Source organism: Rosenbergiella epipactidis, from assembly GCF_018494055.1.
Classification (GTDB): Bacteria; Pseudomonadota; Gammaproteobacteria; order Enterobacterales; family Enterobacteriaceae; genus Rosenbergiella; species Rosenbergiella epipactidis.
This window is the reverse complement of record NZ_JABBFQ010000009.1, coordinates 14,622-33,053: the sequence shown is the minus strand read 5'-3', so window position 1 is coordinate 33,053 and position 18,432 is coordinate 14,622. Positions and strand designations below refer to the sequence as shown.

Genomic DNA, 18,432 nt, shown 5'->3' with positions numbered 1-18,432 from the left:
ATGTCGGTTGTGGCCATTTATCCAGGAACGTTTGACCCACTCACGCTTGGCCATTTAGATATCATTCAGCGCAGTGCAGGGCTGTTTGAGCGGCTGATAGTTGCCATTGCCTTAAATCCAAGTAAAAAACCGTTATTCAGCCTTGAGGAACGCGTAGCACTTGCGAAACAGGCGACGGCTAACCTACCCAATGTCGAAGTAATTGGATTTAATAGCTTGTTAGCCCAGCTCGCCGCACAACACCGTGCCACCGTCTTAATTCGCGGTGTTCGGTCAGTGTCCGATTTCGATTACGAGCGTCAATTAGCTCAGGCCAACCAACAGCTCAACCCACAGCTCGAAACGATTTTCATGACGCCGAACGAGCAGTACGCCTTCCTCTCTTCCACTATCGTTAAAGAAGTGGCGCGCCATCAAGGGAATATCGAGAACTTTGTTAGCGCAGAGATCCAACACGCGGTACTGGCTAAATTTAACGCGAGTTAGTGCTGACAGCTCGGGCACCAATAGGTGCTACGTTGAGCATGCCGACCAGACATTATCGGGGTACCACAGTGCAGACACGGTTCGCCCGCACGCCCATAAACATTGAGCTGTTGGGCAAAATAACCCGGTTTACCATCACTCTGTAAAAAATCACGCAAGGTGGTTCCACCTTGTTCGATCGAACGCTGTAGTACCGCCTTAATCGACGCGACTAACCTTTCACTTTCGAGATGCGTTAATCCATTTGCTGGGCGATCAGGATGAATACCGGCTTGGAAAAGCGATTCACTGGCATAGATGTTACCGACCCCAACGACCAATTTGTTATCCATTAACCAAGGTTTAATCGCGGTTTTTTTGGTGGCCGATTTTTGTATTAACCACTCAGCATTAAAGGCTTCGCTAAGCGGTTCCGGTCCAAGATGGTGTAGAACCCGGCTCTGGCTAAGGTCAGTTTCCCATAGCCATGCGCCAAAACGGCGAGGGTCGGTATAACGTAAGGTTTTGCCATTACTGAAAACTAAATCAATATGGTCATGTTTTTCAGGGGGAGTCTCTTCACTTAGAATACGCAAACGGCCTGACATACCGAGATGGATGATGATCCAACCATGCTTCAGTTCAAGCAGTAGGTACTTGGCCCGTCGCGCTATGCTTAAGACCGTCTCATCACTGAGCTGATAGATTTCTTCAGACACTGGCCAACGAAGCTGCGGATGCCTTACGACAGCATGTAACAAGGTCTCACCCACGATATGCGGTGCTATACCCCGTTTAGTGGTTTCGACTTCAGGTAATTCAGGCATAAGTACTCCCCGTTAAAAGCAAAAAACCCGACCATAGGGCCGGGTTTTTATAAGAATACTAAAATTATTTGATTTTAGCTTCTTTATATAGCACGTGCTCACGAACAACTGGATCAAACTTCTTAAGTTCCAGTTTTTCTGGCTTAGTGCGCTTGTTCTTCGTAGTGGTATAGAAGTGACCTGTACCAGCAGAGGAAACTAGCTTGATCTTCTCACGAATACCTTTAGCCATGATTCAGTTCCTTAGTACTTCTCACCGCGGGTACGCATGTCTGCTAACACAGCATCAATACCCTTCTTATCGATTACACGCATACCTTTAGCAGATACACGCAAAGTAACAAAACGCTTCTCACTCTCAACCCAGAAACGGTGTGAGTGTAAGTTCGGAAGAAAACGGCGTTTCGTCGCGTTCATTGCGTGGGAACGGTTGTTACCCGTTACCGGACGCTTGCCAGTTACTTGGCAGACTCGTGACATGTCATATCTCCAAAAATCAAAATCAGCTCGAGCTTTTCACTTAGGTTTTGGCCGCCTCGTCAGGCTTTTAACCTATCCAGGCGAGTTCAATGTGAACCCGCTGAGCAGGCCTAAACGCCAAACCCGAGATTCTCAAAGGTGGCGTAGTATACGCCCTGTCGGCCTAGTGCTCAAGACCCGAACAGATAAAGATCTCTTAGGATCGATGAAAAAGTACACTTTTTCGGTTAATTGTCTTTTTTTTAACCGGTTTTTCAAGGTTATAGCCATCCATGCTGCGCAAATGAAAAAAATTCACCTCGTCCAATAATAAAGTGATCGAGCACCGAGATATTGAATAGTTGACAGGCTTTTTGAATTTGCTGAGTAATTTTTTTATCGGCCTCACTCGGTTTCGCTACACCGGAAGGGTGATTATGCGCCAAGATAATTGCCGCGGCATTATAGCGTAGTGCCTCCTTGACCACTTCTCTCGGATGCACCTCAACGCTATTAATCGTTCCTTGAAACATGGTCTGCGCCTCAAGGACACGGTGGCGATTATCCAAAAAAAGCACTTGAAACACTTCACGCTCTAGATGGGCAAGCTGACTCACCAAGTAATAATAAGCCTCACTCGGGTCTGAAATACTCTCTTTACAGAGAAGTTGTTCTTGGTAAAACCGTTTACCGAGTTCTGCGATAGCGTATATCTGACTTAATTTCGACTGTCCTATTCCTTTTATCGCGGCATATTGGTCTTGGCTAGCACTCATCACCGCTTGTAAGCTACCAAAATGTGATAAGAGGTAATGTGCAAACTCAAGCACAGGCATTCCTGAGCCCCCCGTACGCAAGAATATTGCCAATAACTCGCTATTGGTTAACGTTGCTGCGCCGCTTGATAAAAGTTTTTCCCTCGGTTTTTCAATCATGACTCGTCCTCCGCTCACCTAATCATTGCTAATTTAGGTAATTACTGTTCATAATCACAGTGGTAGAATCATGATTTTAGAGCGGTCTCTCAGTGTTTGACCATCGATCGGTTTATTAAAAATAAATTGATTATAATCAAGTAGATAGTCTGTAACATTGGGATGGTCATGCTTTATGGTATGATACAAACCCTTTCTTTTCTGACCGTTTGACCTTATACGATGGGACAACACCCTATGAGTAACCTGACGAATAAACGTATCCTTCTTGGTGTCAGTGGAGGGATAGCCGCCTACAAAACACCGGACTTAGTACGTCGGTTACGTGAACAAGGTGCTGAGGTACGGGTGATGATGACCCAGGCGGCCGAAGCCTTTATTACCGCATTAAGCCTACAAGCAGTCAGTGGTTATCCGGTCTCGACTGATTTACTCGACCCGCATGCTGAAGCCGCAATGGGACATATCGAGCTGGCTAAATGGGCCGATTTAGTTATTATCGCTCCGGCTTCCGCGGACCTTATTGCGCGGATTGCCCAAGGGATGGCGAACGATATTGTGACCACCGCCTGTCTGGCCACAGCAGCACCCATCGCTATTGTTCCGGCCATGAACCAGCAAATGTATCGCTCAACACTGACCTCCCATAATTTGGCTAAACTCCACGAGCATCATTTTATGGTATGGGGGCCTGATCATGGTCACCAAGCCTGTGGCGATGTTGGCCCAGGTCGCATGTTAGATCCCTTGGTCATCGTTGAGCATGCAGTGGCTTGGCAGCAATCGCAACAAGACCTCGCCCATCTTAATATTATGATTACTGCTGGCCCGACCCGAGAGGCTTTGGACCCAGTCCGCTATATCAGTAACAAAAGCTCAGGGAAAATGGGCTTTGCTATCGCCCGAGCTGCCGCGGCACGTGGCGCCAAAGTGACGCTTATTAGTGGGCCTGTTGAATTAGCGACCCCGCCGGGTGCCGTGCGTCGAGACGTTGTCTCTGCTGAAGAGATGCACAGTGCTGTAATGTCAGAGATAACCGAACAACATATTTTTATTGGCTGTGCGGCAGTCGCCGACTACCGTGCGGTCAATATTGCAGCAGAAAAAATAAAAAAGACCGCTGATACGGATGAAATTACACTGCAACTCGTTAAAAATCCTGACATTGTTGCAGGGGTTGCTGCACTCCCTACCCCCAAACCTTACGTGGTTGGATTTGCGGCAGAAACCCAGAATGTGGAAGAATACGCCCGACAAAAAAGAGAACGTAAAAACCTCGACTTGATTTGTGCCAATAATGTCTCGGGGACAACTCAAGGTTTCGATAGTGATAATAATGCCCTTCACCTTTTCTGGCAGGAGGGAGAGAAACAGTTACCACTGTGTAACAAGCAACTCCTTGGCCAGCAATTATTAGACGAGATAGTCAACCTCTATGAAAAAGATCGACATTAAGATTCTTGACCCACGTGTAGGTAAAGAATTTCCTTTACCTGCCTACGCGACCCCTGGCTCAGCTGGTCTCGATTTACGAGCCTGTACTGATGGATCGATAACCCTTGATGCTGGCAGTACCACACTCATCCCTACCGGTCTGGCGATACATGTTGCGGACCCACAGTTGGCGGCCGTTATTTTGCCGCGCTCTGGTTTAGGACATAAACACGGTATCGTTTTAGGGAACCTCGTCGGCTTGATCGATTCTGATTATCAAGGCCAACTGATGGTGTCTGTATGGAACCGTAGTGAGCAGCCTTTCGTGATCGAGGCCGGTGATCGCATTGCACAATTAGTCTTTGTGCCCGTGGTTCAAGCTGAATTTTCTCTTGTTGAAGAATTCACACAGACTGAACGTGGTGAAGGCGGATTCGGGCACTCTGGTCGTCAGTAATATAGCCCCTTTAGATAACTTATTTCTGAGATGACCCCAGCGTTGGGGTTATTCATTAGGATTTTTAGGATGGTTAAAGGCATGGCAGAGAAAAAAAACGCGCGGGGCAACCGGCGTGAAGAGATCTTACAAGCATTGGCTCATATGTTAGAGTCAGGTGATGGCAGTCAACGCATCACCACCGCGAAATTAGCCGCGAATGTAGGGGTATCAGAAGCTGCACTTTATCGACACTTTCCTAGTAAAACTAAGATGTTCGATAGTCTCATCGAGTTTATTGAAGATAGCCTTATTACCCGAATCAACTCGATTCTCAATGATGAGAAAGACACCTTGCTACGCCTCAAACTGATCGTTCAGCTTATTCTGGGATTCGGGGAAAGAAATCCTGGCCTGACACGTATCATGACCGGTCATGCATTGATGTTCGAACAAGATCGTCTGCAAGGTAGAATCAACCAGCTTTTCGAACGTATTGAAGTCCAATTACGCCAAGTGATGAAAGAGAAGAAAATGCGCGATGGCGAAGGTTTTCAGTGTGATGAAACGCTACTCGCCAGCCAAGTAATTGCTTTCTGTGAAGGGCTACTTTCTCGTTATGTGCGCTCAGAATTTCGCTTTAAACCCACTGCGAATTTCGATCAGCGTTGGCCTTTATTGGCTACGCAGCTCCAGTAGCGCAACAAGGATAGCGGGGGATCGCCCCGCTATCGCTATTAAATACCGTACTGCTCGCGATAAGCTTTCACCGCGTCCAAGGCTTCCGCCATAGAAGGTTGCTCTTCAAGATAGCTAATCAGATCTTTCAGCGTAATGATCGAAATGACTCGGCACTGGTAATCACGCTCCACTTCTTGAATCGCCGAAATCGCTTCACGCCCGCGTTCTTGACGATCTAATGAGATCAAAACACCCGCCAACGTAGCATGGTGTGCCGTGATGATCTCCATTGACTCCCGAATCGCCGTCCCTGCCGTGATCACATCATCGACTAACATCACTCGGCCTTCGAGCGGGCTACCTACCAGTAATCCCCCTTCGCCATGGTCTTTCGCTTCCTTACGATTGAAGCAATAAGGTAAGTCGCGTTGGTGATGGTCAGCCAATGCCACTGCAGTGGTGGTGGCAATCGGTATCCCTTTATAAGCCGGTCCGAACAGTAAATCGAAATCAATTCCTGAATCGACTAACGCCTGTGCGTAGAAACGTCCAAGCTGCGCTAAATCACGCCCAGTATTAAAAAGACCGGCGTTAAAAAAGTATGGGCTTTTACGTCCGGATTTTAAAGTGAACTCACCGAACTTCAGTACTTGCTTACTGATAGCAAACTCGATGAATTCACGTTGCCACGCTTTCATTATCTTTTCCCCATAAAAAAGCGACCTCTTGGGTCGCTTGATTGATATTATTGAGCCAGTGCGGCTTTCTGTGCAGCCACTAACTCGTTAATGCCCTCTTTGGCTAACGCCAATAATGCAAGCAGCTCTTCATGGCTAAAGGGCTCACCTTCTGCCGTCCCTTGCACTTCGATCATTCGGCCGTCTTCCAGCATAACGACATTCATATCGGTATCGGCTGCAGAATCCTCGACATACTCGAGATCGCAGCGGGCTTCCCCCTCTACGACGCCAACAGAAATGGCCGCGACCATCCCTTTCATTGGGTTTTTAGCCAGTTTACCTTTAGCAACTAAAGCATTTAAGGCATCTGCTAGGGCCACGCAAGCACCGGTGATAGAAGCAGTACGCGTGCCGCCATCTGCTTGGATAACGTCACAATCGAGGGTGATGGTATATTCGCCTAGCGCCTTTAAGTCCACAGCGGCACGAAGAGAGCGCGCAATAAGACGTTGAATTTCTAGCGTACGCCCACCTTGTTTACCTTTGGCCGCTTCACGCGGCATGCGGCTATGCGTCGAGCGCGGTAACATTCCGTACTCTGCAGTCACCCACCCTTGGCCTTGTCCTTTTAAGAAGCGAGGGACGCCTTCTTCGACAGTGGCGTTACAGAGAACTTTCGTTTCTCCGAACTCGACGAGTACCGACCCTTCGGCATGTTTAGTGTAATGACGCGTGAGCGTGACTGGACGGACTTGCTGTGCACTACGGCCTGCTGGACGCATAAATTCTCTCCGACTACGGTGGATAACGCTGCACAGTATACGGATTTCACCACTCAGTGTCTTGTTAGTGGGAAGAATTGCCGAGATTACAGATGAAAAAATTTACTCGCTATGGCTAAATATTACTCTTTCGCCAATGAAACCGAGCTATGTTGACCTTACTACATTTTATCCTCGCCCTTGCCGTGATTGGACTACTGGCGTTTCTCGTCAGCCATGATCGTCAACAGATTCGAATACGCTTCCTCTTACAACTACTGATCATTGAGGGCGCTATTGGCTGGTTTTGCTTACATTCATCGGCGGGATTAGCGTTAGTCGGTGGCGTGAGTGGATTCTTTGAAGCCTTACTCGGCTTTGCCGCCCAAGGTACGGATTTTGTCTTTGGCGGTCTTCATCAACAAGGGCTGGCGTTCGTTTTCCTCGGCGTGTTGTGCCCGATTATCTTTATTTCAGCATTGATTGGTATTTTGCAGCATTGGAAGATTTTACCACTATTAATACGGGTTATCGGTACCTTACTGTCTAAAGTGAATGGGATGGGAAAACTTGAATCCTTTAATGCTGTGAGTACCTTAATTTTGGGGCAGTCTGAGAACTTTATCGCCTATAAAGGTATCCTGGCTGATATCCCACCGAAACGCCTCTACACCATGGCGGCGACCGCCATGTCGACGGTATCACTCTCGATTGTTGGCGCCTATATGTCGATGATTGATGCGCGCTATGTCGTTACCGCATTACTCCTGAATATGTTTAGTACCTTCATCATCTTGTCGATCATTAATCCGACGCGCCACCAAGACGATGCACCGATTTCGCTAGAAAAGCTTCACGAAAAACAGAGCTTTTTCGAAATGTTAGGGGAATATATTCTGGCTGGTTTCAAAGTCGCGATGATCATTCTCGCGATGCTTATTGGCTTTATCGCCTTGATTAGTGCAATCAACGCCTTATTCTCCGTGCTATTCGGTTACAGTTTCCAACAGCTGCTAGGCTACCTGTTTTCTCCTCTTGCTTGGTTAGTCGGTATCCCTAAGCAGGATGCATTAAGAGCAGGAAGTATTATGGCGACCAAACTGGTCTCGAATGAATTTGTGGCAATGATTGATCTACAGAAGATGGCTGGAGAATTTACGACCAAGGGTCTCGGGGTTCTGTCGATCTTCTTAGTCTCGTTTGCGAACTTTGCGTCAATCGGTATCGTTGCTGGAGCCGTGAAAGGGCTTAATGAAAAGCAGGGGAATATCGTGTCGCGTTATGGCTGGAAGCTGGTGTACAGCTCGACATTAGTGAGCCTTCTGTCAGCCGCCTTCGCAAGCCTGTTCCTTTAAGCTAAAGCGGGCGCACGGGTTGCGCCCAACATCTAGAAGGCAACACATACAGGTTGGTCGATGCGCATGACCGACTCTTGAGCAAAAAGTTGTTGATAGCGGGTTCGAATAAGGTCGATCGCGTGTGACTTCTCTTTGCTTGCGGGATAAATCAGTAATACTCCACGACTATTTTCGCTGACACGCACACCGTCGTTTCTTAGCCACTGCCCTCTTGCCTCCAATACTGATAATCCCTGTGGAAAAGCGGGAGTGATCACTTGGTCAACAAAGTGTTGCCACTGTTGCGTTGAAATGGACTGTCCATCTGGTTTGCTGAGACCAAACCAGAGCTGAGTTTGTTGCATGGCGCTTCCCACCTGACAAGATGCACTATCCGGTTGTCGCGACTGGCAGCCTGCGAGGAGTAATCCACTGGTCAATAATAATGAATAGACTGAGATTTTCATCTTTGTTCCTTCTCTGATACGCGAGCGCCTATCCTAAGGGGTAATGAGCCGTATAGCCATCGACTTACAGACTGCGCTGTTTTCACAGCGCCTGGGCGGCTATACTCACCGTTAAATTGACCAAAATGAGTAATCACTATGATCCGCAGTATGACCGCTTTTGCACGCCACGATATGAAAGGAGAATGGGGCAACGCCAGCTGGGAGCTACGCTCAGTTAACCAACGTTACCTTGAAACCTATATTCGCCTTCCTGAGCAATTTCGTAGTTTGGAGCCGGTTATCCGCGATCGTATTCGCCAGCGTTTAACCCGAGGTAAGGTCGAATGCCAGCTTCGTTTTGAACCGAACCCCGGCGCGCAAGGCGAATTAACCTTAAACCAAACATTAGCGCAGCAAGTGATCAACGCCGCAAACTGGGTAAAATGTCAAACCGATGAAGGCTCGATTAATCCTGTCGATATCCTCCGTTGGCCAGGTGTGATGAGCGCGGGCGAGCAAGATTTAGACGCCATTAATCAACAGCTTATAGCAGGACTTGACCAAGCATTGAATGCATTTGTTGAGGCAAGAGAAACGGAAGGTGCCGCACTAAAGCAACTGATCGAACAGCGGCTAGCGGCAGTCAGTCACGAAGTCGCTACCGTCAGAATAGAGATGCCTGCTGTGCTCGTTTGGCAGCGTGAGCGACTGGTCAGTAAACTGGACGATGCTGCGATTCAGGTCGATACACAACGGCTGGAGCAAGAGTTGATCATGTTGGCACAGCGTATCGATGTTGCCGAGGAGCTGGACCGTCTCGACGCACACATCAAGGAAACCTACAATATTCTGAAGAAAAAGGAAGCCGTCGGCCGCCGTTTGGATTTTATGATGCAAGAGTTCAACCGTGAGTCGAATACGCTTGCGTCCAAATCGATCAATGCCACCATTACCACTTCGGCGATTGAGTTAAAAGTGTTGATCGAACAGATGCGTGAGCAGATTCAGAATATCGAGTAAATTCTCACTTAATTTCACATCGTGTCTTAACAATAGTAAACCCGTTACTTACGGGTTTTATTGTCTAATTAAAATCATTACTTCTCACAAAACTTTGCGCTTTTTTTATACTATCTGATGTACTAATTATCCTTTTACCGTTATCGGTTTAGTACAAACAGGCCGAATGGGAAAGTTAACAGACATGCAGATAAAAGCCTAGTTCAAGTCCTAGGAACGGCAGATCAGGTCAGCTGTGTCGGGGGAACGAGCGCGTGCTGAGGTGATTAACAGAAGTGTTAAGCATCAGGAAATACATGAAATTCGAAGGCCAAATAAACCCATTTCTTGCCTCAATACCTTCGAAAAACATATAAATGTAAGCCTATCAATGAAAATTTAACGTTATCATTGATAGTAGTTTCCAAAATCCATCTTTATCATTACCATAAATTAGGCATTTGCGTACCTTTTAAGGCAACTTATATCTCCGAGCTTAGAAACGTCCACGATGGCTTCTTAACGCTTAAGTAAGATTAGAATAATTTTTATTCAGCCCAAACTGAAGGAGATAGGGAATGATTGGTTCTGTTTGGAACAAGTGGGATTTACATATTCACTCACCCATGACTAATTTAAATGATCAATTTAAAGATCCGCATCTAGACAACTTTGTTGATGAAGTCATTAAAAACAATCTAAGTCTTCTAGGTATAACAAATTACTGGTTTTTTGCAGAAAATGAGCTTGAAATATTAAGGGATAAGTTTAGAGAAAAAGAATACCCTATTACTATTTTAGGAAATGTCGAATTTAGAATTTCTCAACCAAATAAATCTGGTGAGTGGATTAACATTCACATCATATTCTCCGAGAGAATAAGAACAGAACGAATCAATAAGGCACTGGAAAAAATAGAGTTATCTAATAAAACTGATGAAGGTAAAACCATTTGGTGCAGTAAAACATCAATAGTCGAATCTAAAATAAAACTTCATGATGCCTACATAGATTTTAAAACTTTAATTGATGGTCTAAATCAGACATTCAACATAGGAAAAGATTATTTTGTTGCTATTTGCCCAAACGGCTATGGTGGGTTCCAACCTGAAAGTAAAGAGGGTAGGTCGGTCGCAGTTGCTAAGGAAATAGATAAACTCGGCCATATAGTTTTAGGCAGAGAACGCGATCGCGATTTCTTTCTACGTGGTGACCGATTTGAAAATGCGCCACTAAAACCTGTTTTCGTTTGTTCAGACGCTCATGATCTTAAAACTGTGGGTAGTAAATATACTTGGGTCAAGGCAAACCCTAATTTTCAAGGGTTAAGGCAGACCTTATTCGAACCGGCTGAGAGGGTTCAACAGAGTGAGGACTTTATCGAAAATTCACTCATAAGACCATATTTTAGTAAGATAAATATATGTGGGGATATTTTTATAGATGGCGGGCTAAAATTTAAAGAACAAGTCATCCCATTAAATAAAAACATGGTTTCTATAATTGGTGGCCGAGGCACAGGGAAAAGTATTTTCTTGGATGCCATTAAAATAAAATTATTGCCTGATCCTACATCTAGCCAATTGAAAAAACTAAATTGCAGTGAGATTTCCATCAGTTTAAACAAGGGTTTCGACGAAGAGACAGAACTTTTTTTTGATGAGAGAAACGAATCGCCTTATAATTATCTGCATGTTTCACAAGGTGATATAATGAATGCCACCCTAGATCCTGTAAGATTGAGTGATGAGATCAAGGAAATGCTTGGGTTAAAAAACAAACCATTTGACACTATTACTTCCGAAGAAATAGCAGAGAATCTCGCCAGATATCGTCAATTTATAGATTACTGGCAACAGAAAGACTCTTCGAACAATTCAATAAATACCCCAAAATATCAAGAAAAAATAATTGATACAAATCAGAAGCTTATTGACACACTTACCAATCCCAAAAATAAAAGCTCAATTGAACTTTATCAAAAGAACACAGAAAAATTAAATAAATTACAAATATTGCATGAGAAAACAAGAGAGCTAGTATCATACCTCATAAGAAACTTCGATGAGATAAATAGTAAAATCAAGGAATATAATCACTTAGATGGGCTTGAAAGTAAGTCATTTATTATTAATACTGATTCCTTCACACCTCCTCTGTTGTCAAATATTGAAGCCCTTAACAAATCAATAACCACCTGCAAAAATGAGAATGAAAAGATTAAGGAGGATTTCAATAATCAAGGTATCAATCAAGATGTATCATCGTTATTTCAAAAAATAAAAGAGTATCAACTTAATATTGATAACGCAAAAGAGAGTTTGGCTACTATTCATTCCAAAACTAATAGCTACTATACTTATGTCTCCGAACGAAGCAATTTACCCCTAAAATATAAAGATTTCCTAAAGGAAGAAAAACAAAAAATAAATAATTCTTTTGATTTTTTAAAGAACAATAACCCAGACTGGAATCAAGAACAAAATTCAATCGTTCAGGATATTCTTTCTGAAATAGATATAAAGGGAGAAATTTTTTTTAATATCGAAAGATTCTATAATGGCTTAGAGTCTTGCCTGAATAGAGGAAAATTTAGAAGTACTTCAGAGAAGTCGACCCGCGAAAGATTAAAAGAAACATTCAACATTGAAAACGATTTCAGCTTTTTCGAATTATTAAGAGGTGTAGACCTCATAAAAATTGAAGGTTCTGAAGAAAGAATTAATATTGAGTCATTTCTTTGGAAACAAGAGTACTTCAATCAAGGTGGAAGATACGATTTAATGCATTATCTTTTCTCACCTAATAAAATGAATGAATATTTGAACGTTAATGCTGTGTTTACTTATAAGGGGAGGACAATTGACAAGTTATCAGTAGGGCAAAGGGGAACATTTTACGTAAGCTTAAAACTAGCTACTGACCCCTTTGGAAGTCCTTTTGTATTTGACCAACCTGAAGATGACTTAGACAATGACTTTATCATGAAGCAATTAGTACCTTTATTTAGAGCGATAAAAAAATATAGACAGGTCATAATTGTGACTCATAATGCCAACCTTGTTATTAATAGTGATTCTGAACAGATCATTGTAGCAAAAAATGATGGTCAACTGATTGAATACGAAGCAGGTGCAATTGAAGACGGTAATATTAAAGAGCAAATAGGGATAAGGCATCAGATTTGCTCAATACTTGAAGGTGGTCACATAGCATTTTCAAACCGAGAGAAAAAATATGGAATACTTTAATAATTATTAATATTTATACCTTTCAAGTATCCTTAAGCCCATGATTAATGGGCTTTATTATAAAACTCCATTCAATCTTATCAATTGGAGATTGATCAATTTGGTATTTTTTGAGGGTAAAAAAATCAACTTAAATAATTTTTAGAAAAAATATGTTATAAGTATACTTAAACTCCTGTGATCATCTATCCTAAACCGTAATCAGTATAGCTAAAATACTTTTTTAAAAAAATTGCATATTGAGAAGGATTTTCTTCGCTAGCATGGTTTCAGAATAAGCATAAATAAGCATTATTAAAACCCCATGTACCAATGCCTGTTCCACCCAAAAAAAATAACTTATAAATAATACGCATAAAAATAAAAACCATGCATAGATTCAGAATATTGAGTAAGCCCCCACAAAGAATCACCCACCCGAATTAAATCCCTATAAGCCGCGCACTGTCGCGGTTTATTATTATCACCAGCATCATAAAGACGTAATAAAAAACATAAATACTGTGTACTCAAAGGCATGCCCGATGGTACTTAAAGATAACTCTTTGCGTACGTCCTCTTCTTCAATATTCCGGTTTTCGTAAAAACCCAAATTAACAGACACACAGATCCGCAAGTGGGGTAAGCCCGTAGGTCCCGTCTCATAAAATAAGTACCATAAAAAATAGGCTAGTAATTTTATGAAAGCACTGTGCTTTTTGGCGCTTAATCGTAAAGCCATCGACCTGCTTTAGCCGATTCAACAAACATTCTGAGTGATAGTGGTGCTTTACCTGTATTGTCTGGATGCCTGTCGAAAATAGATTCGGAGTTCCACGGAAAATACCTAAGCATGTTGAACTTTTCACAATCAATATTCAGTTCAGATGATAAATCATTGACCAGCGCTGCCAAGTCTTCACTTTCAAAAATATCCTGTAACGCTTCATCATCAGAAATATTCACTTTTTTAAAAAAGCTTGTCACTTTTGGTAGATGTTCAAGGAGGAATTCTCTAATCCCCTCGTCGCTATAGTTATTCACCATATTTTTCCTCCGAACGGTCGATAGTATTAAACCTGTTGACTGTATTAAAACTAATTATTGCAACATCAGCAGCCATAATGCTTCAGGCGAGTACTGGTACAGCCCTACCTGCAAATGCACCGAGATTATGAACTAAAATACTTACGAAAAAAAAGTGAAGCCGAGGAAGTTCTACGCGCATGACATTAATATCAATAAAAACAGACAGATATGAGTGACTTATTAATTTAGTATCAAAAAATCAAAAGACCGCTAAAAAACCTTGCCAATTTTATTAAGAATACTGAGCAATCCATAATCTGAAATTTTCATTTTTATGATCAACTAAACTCTTTAGCTCATTAAAGTATTTATTATCGTTAAACTGACATTTTAATTTTCGAACTATGGATGGTTCTACATGTCTTCAATCTCTTTCCCAATACTGATTTTCCAAACAAAGAATAGGATGGATGACTATAGCGCTAAGGATATGCACTATGGTGACCTAACTGCTGAACAGTTGATTACACAATACGGGCTCCATTACGTCTCTAACAAAGTCGATCCTTATTCACTCAGTCGAAGGGCGATGGTGGATCAACCACAATCGATGTTCTGCTGTCAGCTATATGGTCGAAGCGAAAAGGTTAGCCGCCAGCATGCTATCTCTTTGCTGTTCGATAATTCCGCTGGTTATCCCGGGCATTTTCTTTTTACGGGCCTTACAAATATCTTATCGAAAAAATGATTACGCATATGCAACACGGTGATGGCACGCCTTTTAGTGATAGTGCCCTAAATAAAGCGTTAGAAGAACAAATATTGAGGGATAACACGAGAAATAGTACTCGTATTAGATTAGAAGAAGCTATCAAAAATAGAATCCATAGCGTTATACCCGAAGAAATTTCGTATCTGCTTAGAATAGTTATTCTGCAAGAAAAATTACCTAAGTTTGATAGACTGCAAGATAGTATTAACGGTATGGGGATCAGTGTTCATGATACTTGGGCTACTCATATCACACTGAAATCACTGCAGATTAATAATAGTCATTACCGGGCAATTATTCATTATAACGTTCAGGACCATTTTGGTTTGGATAGCGATGATATACTCAAAACGCAGTTCAAGCAGTTTCAGTTATTCCGTCTTTGGTTTGTACTTCAACGATACACTGAATTTGGCTTCAAGCCATTTATGACCAATATGGAAGCCAGTATAGAAATTAGTGGGAAGTTGACATGAGGAAAAGAAATAAAACAGCAATTATTTTTCTCACCTTAGCTATCAGTGTATTGCTTATTTTCACCCTATGGATCTCACTGCGTAAGGTAGAAGTTGTTGCTGTGTATAAAGAAGGTGATTTTATCTCTATCTTAGTAAATAATTTCCCACTTACCGATAGCGGAAAAATTAGCTGGTGGCTCAAAAACAGCAATACATTACAAGAAAAGTATAATTTACCCCAGCCTTATCAAAAGACGTTTTCCTCCATCGTTTTTTGGGACTTCGCAGAAGGTTATAAGGAGCAAGGTAAATACGATAGAAGATGTTTTGACGGTCGTAAGACGCCATTAAACTGCATCGAGAAAAATATAATTATGACAATATGGAACTCACCCACAGGAAAACAAATAATTAGTGTAGACAGTGGGGAATATACCCTAAATGAATACGAAACAATGATAACTAATTAATTAACCGTAAATTTAAATTTTAGAGATTTTTTCAATGTCAAAAATGAAAATAATGATTTTAATTTTCTTTCCATTTGTCGCTATTTTAACTTACTATTTTTCCATTATATTACGACCTGTGGAGATCATTGCAGTACACAACGATCACGACTTTCATTCAGTACTTGTTAAAAACTTTCCCTTTTCTGATAAAAATAAAATAAAATGGTGGATAAATAACCAATACTTTCTGAAACAAAAGTATGGTATTCCTCGGCCTGATAGAGAGGGGGCTTTCACAATAATATTTTGGAATTTTGGTGAGGGGTATAAAGAGACAGATGGCTACGATAGACTCTGTTTCAACGATGTCGATCTCCCTAAAAATTGTATTGATAAGGATTCTCTCTTATTTGTAAAAAAAGAAAAATACACGGGCCTAGAGTTTTGGGGAGATAATGGGATTTATCGTATAAAAGAAAATGGTAAATATGAAATGAGAAAATATCATTAATAGGATAATTTATATAAAATTAAATGTTATAAAATACATCATTAATTGGAATTCTTGAGTGCAGAAGTGAATAATATTAATGCCACATTACGTTCAAATGACACGGAGCATAATACCGATTGCTAAAAATCCAAGTAAAAGGCAGAATAAAAAACCCATTAAAAAAACGGAGAGAATTGGCTTAATAGCGGTTATTAATTGTAGACTCCCATCTCGATGGGGGAAATTATATGCTTTATCTCCTCTATCTAGAAAGAAAATCTTTTTATTCCCCAACAAATTAACAAAAAATATACAATCAATGGAGCCCCTAAGAACCCCATAGTAGAATATAATAAATAAGGATTAGTAAAATCATATTCTTTCTGGAAATTATCGATTAACTTTTGATATCTGGAACGGTTTTTGATATATAAAATAGCACTTATCATAAGACAGACTAAAGGTAATATAGTTAAAATTATTATCGCCGCTTTCATCATTTATATTTCCATATAATCGTAAAGAGTAGCTATTACGGTACCACTCGTTTTAGCACCTAGATAACCTCCAGCCATATAAAAAATTGGCTAATTATCTTCATAACCCCTCAGTGTAGTAATCTATTCATTCTATAAAAAATTTATACAGCTTCATTCCCCATCGAGTTAATGCCACAAGAGTGATGATCATTATTATAAATTTTGATGCTGATTCGAGGATTGATATTGATTTATCTATCTCAAAAACATGTGAAAACTTGAGCAGATAAAAACCGATAAGGAATAATAGGAAATAAACTAAAAAATAAATTATTTTTCTCACCTTCACGATACTCTTTCTGATTTTAACCATTTTTTATCCAATAAAATCACATCCTATTTTATCAGTAAAAAGAGTATAACCTTCTCCTACACATCCCAGAACAAGAATAATCGCTGTAAAAAATAAAAAACAAAAATAGTCCTATTTATTATTTTTAATAATATCAACCTTCATCCTTTATATCGTTCCCCCCGCAGTAAACACCCCTGCGGGAGGCCATCATTTATTAAGCGTATTTATTAATAAATGCACTCATTATCGCCACCAGTTGTTCTGTTGCCTCGAGCGGCAGTAAATGGCCGCAGCCCTCCATAATCTGATACTCGTGGGGGGAAAACGGGTGAAGCGTCGAGGATAGCTGCTGCTCTAGCCGTGGAACATTATCATCGTCCTCGCCTAACAGTAATAGCGCTGGAAGCGTTATATCTTCAAAGCGTTGAGTAAAATCCTCTTGGCTAGCCGTTTTCGCCCAGTAGGGAAACGCTGCAGGATTCGCCCTTAATACATCGTCAAGGGTACGCTGCTCAAGTTCAGGTGATAACGGTTTATGGTGAGAACCTGCCACAAATTTACTGGCATGCTCACGAGTTGCCTGCCACTCATATTGCATTGCAAATTGCTGATCGGTCATGGGTTGCGGGCATAAGGGCGAGGGAGCCGTCAATATAATACCTGCCACCTCCGTCGGCGCTTCAAGCGCCATCGCCGCAACCAGCTTTCCGGTCATGGAATGGCCGATAAGCCATGGCTGACTTACCCCTAATTCTTTCAAGGTCGCCCTAACAGCCTCAGCTTGCGTTGCGATGGATGCTGGTGAAAGGTGGGCAGAGTCACCGAAACCCGGCATATCCAATGAAATACAATAAAAGTGCTGTGAGAGGGCATCAATAACAGGCAGCCAAGTCTTTGCAGACCCGCCAAGATAATGCATAAAGACTAAGGGGGGCTGCTGTGGGTCGCCTTTTTGAATTGATGTTAATATCATCCTAACCTCTGAGTAGTGAGTTTTCTTACTCTTAAGCGTAATCGCTCTTTCACGCTCTACCTGAGGTTTCTACAACAAAATGTGTCGTTTCTTCTCATCTTCCTAGAAATCGTTAAGATTGACATGCTTTGTCATACTCTTTGTAGCAATCCTATCAGTTTTTCTAAATCGCCTGACATGACATCCCCTACACTAGGCAACATCAATTGAAGTTCGGCATCATTGACGTTATCAATCCGCTTAGGATTACTTTGGAGTCATTATGAAATTATTCGCTAACTGGAAAACACTTTCTCTGCTATCACTTTCAGCATTAATGGTGAGCCAGTCTGTCTTAGCAGATGGCCCAGGCAGAGGACCGGATGATCGCTACGACGGAGGCCCTTCTCATGGAGAGTATCGTCGTCACGATGATGGCCCACGTCATTTTTCATATCGTGGTCATGATTTTGATCGTGGCCGCCCAGTACCCGATGATTTTCGCGGCCCTGACTATCGCGTGGATGATTGGCGTGACCGTGGACTACCGTCCCCTCCACATGGCCAGCATTGGGCTTATGTAGACGGTAATTACCTACTGGTCGCAGCAACCACGGGGATCATCACCTCAATTACCCTTAACGGTATGCATCCATAATTCCCCACCCCTCAGGTATTCTGCCTGAGGGGCTTTAGCTAATTTTAGTCTTTCTAAATGCCTAATATGTAGTTTGGCGCCCCCCCTTATT

The 18,432-nt window shown here is 42.2% G+C and carries 19 protein-coding genes and 1 pseudogene; 11 read left to right on the top strand and 9 right to left on the bottom strand.

The window, feature by feature from the left end; translation table 11 throughout:
- Positions 1-486 carry a pantetheine-phosphate adenylyltransferase gene (gene coaD / locus HGT71_RS13105; protein ID WP_214218178.1) on the top strand — a complete coding sequence of 162 codons (486 nt, stop codon included), beginning with the start codon at positions 1-3 and terminating at the stop codon, positions 484-486.
- Here the strand turns inward: coaD and mutM are convergent.
- The 4 genes from mutM to radC all read right to left on the bottom strand — a co-directional run bounded on the left by mutM (position 483) and on the right by radC (position 2,686).
- Positions 483-1,292 (bottom strand): bifunctional DNA-formamidopyrimidine glycosylase/DNA-(apurinic or apyrimidinic site) lyase, encoded by an 810-nt coding sequence (gene mutM, locus HGT71_RS13100; protein WP_214218177.1) that lies wholly within the window; start codon positions 1,290-1,292, stop codon positions 483-485. The genes coaD and mutM overlap by 4 nt on opposite strands.
- 64 nt (positions 1,293-1,356) lie before the next feature.
- Complete coding sequence (gene rpmG, locus HGT71_RS13095; RefSeq protein WP_048913020.1) at positions 1,357-1,524, bottom strand: 50S ribosomal protein L33; 168 nt, start codon at positions 1,522-1,524, stop codon at positions 1,357-1,359.
- An 11-nt stretch (positions 1,525-1,535) separates the two neighbouring features.
- Positions 1,536-1,772, bottom strand: a complete 237-nt coding sequence (rpmB, locus tag HGT71_RS13090) for a 50S ribosomal protein L28 (protein WP_048913021.1) — start codon at positions 1,770-1,772, stop codon at positions 1,536-1,538.
- Between the two features lie 260 nt (positions 1,773-2,032).
- Positions 2,033-2,686 carry a RadC family protein gene (gene radC, locus HGT71_RS13085; RefSeq protein WP_214218176.1) on the bottom strand — a complete coding sequence of 218 codons (654 nt, stop codon included), beginning with the start codon at positions 2,684-2,686 and terminating at the stop codon, positions 2,033-2,035.
- Positions 2,687-2,923: 237 nt separating this feature from the next.
- On the opposite strand from radC, the gene coaBC reads away from it, so the two are divergent.
- From coaBC to slmA, 3 genes are all read left to right on the top strand, one after another.
- Entirely contained in the window at positions 2,924-4,141 is a 1,218-nt protein-coding gene (gene coaBC / locus HGT71_RS13080) for a bifunctional phosphopantothenoylcysteine decarboxylase/phosphopantothenate--cysteine ligase CoaBC (RefSeq protein ID WP_214218175.1), read from the top strand.
- Positions 4,122-4,577, top strand: coding sequence for a dUTP diphosphatase (gene dut, locus HGT71_RS13075; RefSeq protein ID WP_048913025.1), 456 nt, complete (start codon positions 4,122-4,124; stop codon positions 4,575-4,577). The genes coaBC and dut overlap by 20 nt, the downstream gene beginning before the upstream one ends.
- Positions 4,578-4,658: 81 nt before the next feature.
- On the top strand, positions 4,659-5,255 hold the full coding sequence (gene slmA, locus HGT71_RS13070) for a nucleoid occlusion factor SlmA (protein ID WP_099823326.1): 597 nt from the start codon (positions 4,659-4,661) through the stop codon (positions 5,253-5,255).
- 38 nt (positions 5,256-5,293) lie between these two features.
- On the opposite strand, the gene pyrE is transcribed toward slmA, so the two are convergent.
- On the bottom strand, positions 5,294-5,935 hold the full coding sequence (gene pyrE / locus HGT71_RS13065; RefSeq protein WP_048913026.1) for an orotate phosphoribosyltransferase: 642 nt from the start codon (positions 5,933-5,935) through the stop codon (positions 5,294-5,296).
- A 47-nt stretch (positions 5,936-5,982) separates the two neighbouring features.
- A complete protein-coding gene (gene rph, locus HGT71_RS13060; RefSeq protein ID WP_099823133.1) occupies positions 5,983-6,699 on the bottom strand; it encodes a ribonuclease PH in 717 nt (238 codons plus the stop codon).
- Positions 6,700-6,848: 149 nt separating this feature from the next.
- On the opposite strand from rph, the gene HGT71_RS13055 reads away from it, so the two are divergent.
- Positions 6,849-8,033: a NupC/NupG family nucleoside CNT transporter gene (locus HGT71_RS13055; protein WP_214218174.1), complete on the top strand. Its 1,185-nt coding sequence runs from the start codon at positions 6,849-6,851 to the stop codon at positions 8,031-8,033.
- Between the two features lie 32 nt (positions 8,034-8,065).
- Here HGT71_RS13055 and HGT71_RS13050 read toward each other — a convergent pair whose 3' ends face one another.
- Positions 8,066-8,482, bottom strand: a complete 417-nt coding sequence (locus tag HGT71_RS13050) for a DUF3574 domain-containing protein (protein ID WP_214218173.1) — start codon at positions 8,480-8,482, stop codon at positions 8,066-8,068.
- A 138-nt stretch (positions 8,483-8,620) separates the two neighbouring features.
- On the opposite strand from HGT71_RS13050, the gene HGT71_RS13045 reads away from it, so the two are divergent.
- Together HGT71_RS13045 and HGT71_RS13040 are read left to right on the top strand one after the other, a co-directional pair.
- On the top strand, positions 8,621-9,484 hold the full coding sequence (locus HGT71_RS13045) for a YicC/YloC family endoribonuclease (protein WP_214218172.1): 864 nt from the start codon (positions 8,621-8,623) through the stop codon (positions 9,482-9,484).
- A 557-nt stretch (positions 9,485-10,041) separates the two neighbouring features.
- Positions 10,042-12,714 (top strand): TrlF family AAA-like ATPase, encoded by a 2,673-nt coding sequence (locus HGT71_RS13040; RefSeq protein WP_214218171.1) that lies wholly within the window; start codon positions 10,042-10,044, stop codon positions 12,712-12,714.
- Positions 12,715-13,419: 705 nt separating this feature from the next.
- Here the strand turns inward: HGT71_RS13040 and HGT71_RS13035 are convergent.
- Positions 13,420-13,740 carry a DUF1493 family protein gene (locus tag HGT71_RS13035; protein WP_244986522.1) on the bottom strand — a complete coding sequence of 107 codons (321 nt, stop codon included), beginning with the start codon at positions 13,738-13,740 and terminating at the stop codon, positions 13,420-13,422.
- A gap of 400 nt (positions 13,741-14,140) precedes the next feature.
- Here HGT71_RS13035 and HGT71_RS16015 point away from each other — a divergent pair.
- From HGT71_RS16015 to HGT71_RS13020, 3 genes and pseudogenes are all read left to right on the top strand, one after another.
- Positions 14,141-14,970, top strand: a pseudogene (locus tag HGT71_RS16015) (YPO3983 family protein).
- Positions 14,967-15,422: a DUF943 family protein gene (locus HGT71_RS13025; RefSeq protein WP_214218170.1), complete on the top strand. Its 456-nt coding sequence runs from the start codon at positions 14,967-14,969 to the stop codon at positions 15,420-15,422. Before HGT71_RS16015 ends, HGT71_RS13025 begins: the two are co-directional and overlap by 4 nt.
- Before the next feature lie 34 nt (positions 15,423-15,456).
- On the top strand, positions 15,457-15,915 hold the full coding sequence (locus HGT71_RS13020; protein ID WP_214218169.1) for a DUF943 family protein: 459 nt from the start codon (positions 15,457-15,459) through the stop codon (positions 15,913-15,915).
- Between the two features lie 1,030 nt (positions 15,916-16,945).
- On the opposite strand, the gene HGT71_RS13015 is transcribed toward HGT71_RS13020, so the two are convergent.
- The gene (locus HGT71_RS13015) at positions 16,946-17,704 is read right to left on the bottom strand and encodes an alpha/beta fold hydrolase (protein WP_214218168.1); all 759 of its coding nucleotides are present in this window, start codon (positions 17,702-17,704) and stop codon (positions 16,946-16,948) included.
- Between the two features lie 262 nt (positions 17,705-17,966).
- On the opposite strand from HGT71_RS13015, the gene HGT71_RS13010 reads away from it, so the two are divergent.
- Positions 17,967-18,341 (top strand): RcnB family protein, encoded by a 375-nt coding sequence (locus HGT71_RS13010; protein WP_214218167.1) that lies wholly within the window; start codon positions 17,967-17,969, stop codon positions 18,339-18,341.
- Positions 18,342-18,432: the final 91 nt, after the last annotated feature.

Coding starts and splice junctions, on each gene's coding strand:
- coaD (WP_214218178.1), top strand. CDS start 1: ATGTCGGTTGTGGCCATTTATCCAGGAACGTTTGACCCACTCACGCTT.
- mutM (WP_214218177.1), bottom strand. CDS start 1,292: ATGCCTGAATTACCTGAAGTCGAAACCACTAAACGGGGTATAGCACCG.
- rpmG (WP_048913020.1), bottom strand. CDS start 1,524: ATGGCTAAAGGTATTCGTGAGAAGATCAAGCTAGTTTCCTCTGCTGGT.
- rpmB (WP_048913021.1), bottom strand. CDS start 1,772: ATGTCACGAGTCTGCCAAGTAACTGGCAAGCGTCCGGTAACGGGTAAC.
- radC (WP_214218176.1), bottom strand. CDS start 2,686: ATGATTGAAAAACCGAGGGAAAAACTTTTATCAAGCGGCGCAGCAACG.
- coaBC (WP_214218175.1), top strand. CDS start 2,924: ATGAGTAACCTGACGAATAAACGTATCCTTCTTGGTGTCAGTGGAGGG.
- dut (WP_048913025.1), top strand. CDS start 4,122: ATGAAAAAGATCGACATTAAGATTCTTGACCCACGTGTAGGTAAAGAA.
- slmA (WP_099823326.1), top strand. CDS start 4,659: ATGGCAGAGAAAAAAAACGCGCGGGGCAACCGGCGTGAAGAGATCTTA.
- pyrE (WP_048913026.1), bottom strand. CDS start 5,935: ATGAAAGCGTGGCAACGTGAATTCATCGAGTTTGCTATCAGTAAGCAA.
- rph (WP_099823133.1), bottom strand. CDS start 6,699: ATGCGTCCAGCAGGCCGTAGTGCACAGCAAGTCCGTCCAGTCACGCTC.
- HGT71_RS13055 (WP_214218174.1), top strand. CDS start 6,849: ATGTTGACCTTACTACATTTTATCCTCGCCCTTGCCGTGATTGGACTA.
- HGT71_RS13050 (WP_214218173.1), bottom strand. CDS start 8,482: ATGAAAATCTCAGTCTATTCATTATTATTGACCAGTGGATTACTCCTC.
- HGT71_RS13045 (WP_214218172.1), top strand. CDS start 8,621: ATGATCCGCAGTATGACCGCTTTTGCACGCCACGATATGAAAGGAGAA.
- HGT71_RS13040 (WP_214218171.1), top strand. CDS start 10,042: ATGATTGGTTCTGTTTGGAACAAGTGGGATTTACATATTCACTCACCC.
- HGT71_RS13035 (WP_244986522.1), bottom strand. CDS start 13,740: ATGGTGAATAACTATAGCGACGAGGGGATTAGAGAATTCCTCCTTGAA.
- HGT71_RS13025 (WP_214218170.1), top strand. CDS start 14,967: ATGAGGAAAAGAAATAAAACAGCAATTATTTTTCTCACCTTAGCTATC.
- HGT71_RS13020 (WP_214218169.1), top strand. CDS start 15,457: ATGTCAAAAATGAAAATAATGATTTTAATTTTCTTTCCATTTGTCGCT.
- HGT71_RS13015 (WP_214218168.1), bottom strand. CDS start 17,704: ATGATATTAACATCAATTCAAAAAGGCGACCCACAGCAGCCCCCCTTA.
- HGT71_RS13010 (WP_214218167.1), top strand. CDS start 17,967: ATGAAATTATTCGCTAACTGGAAAACACTTTCTCTGCTATCACTTTCA.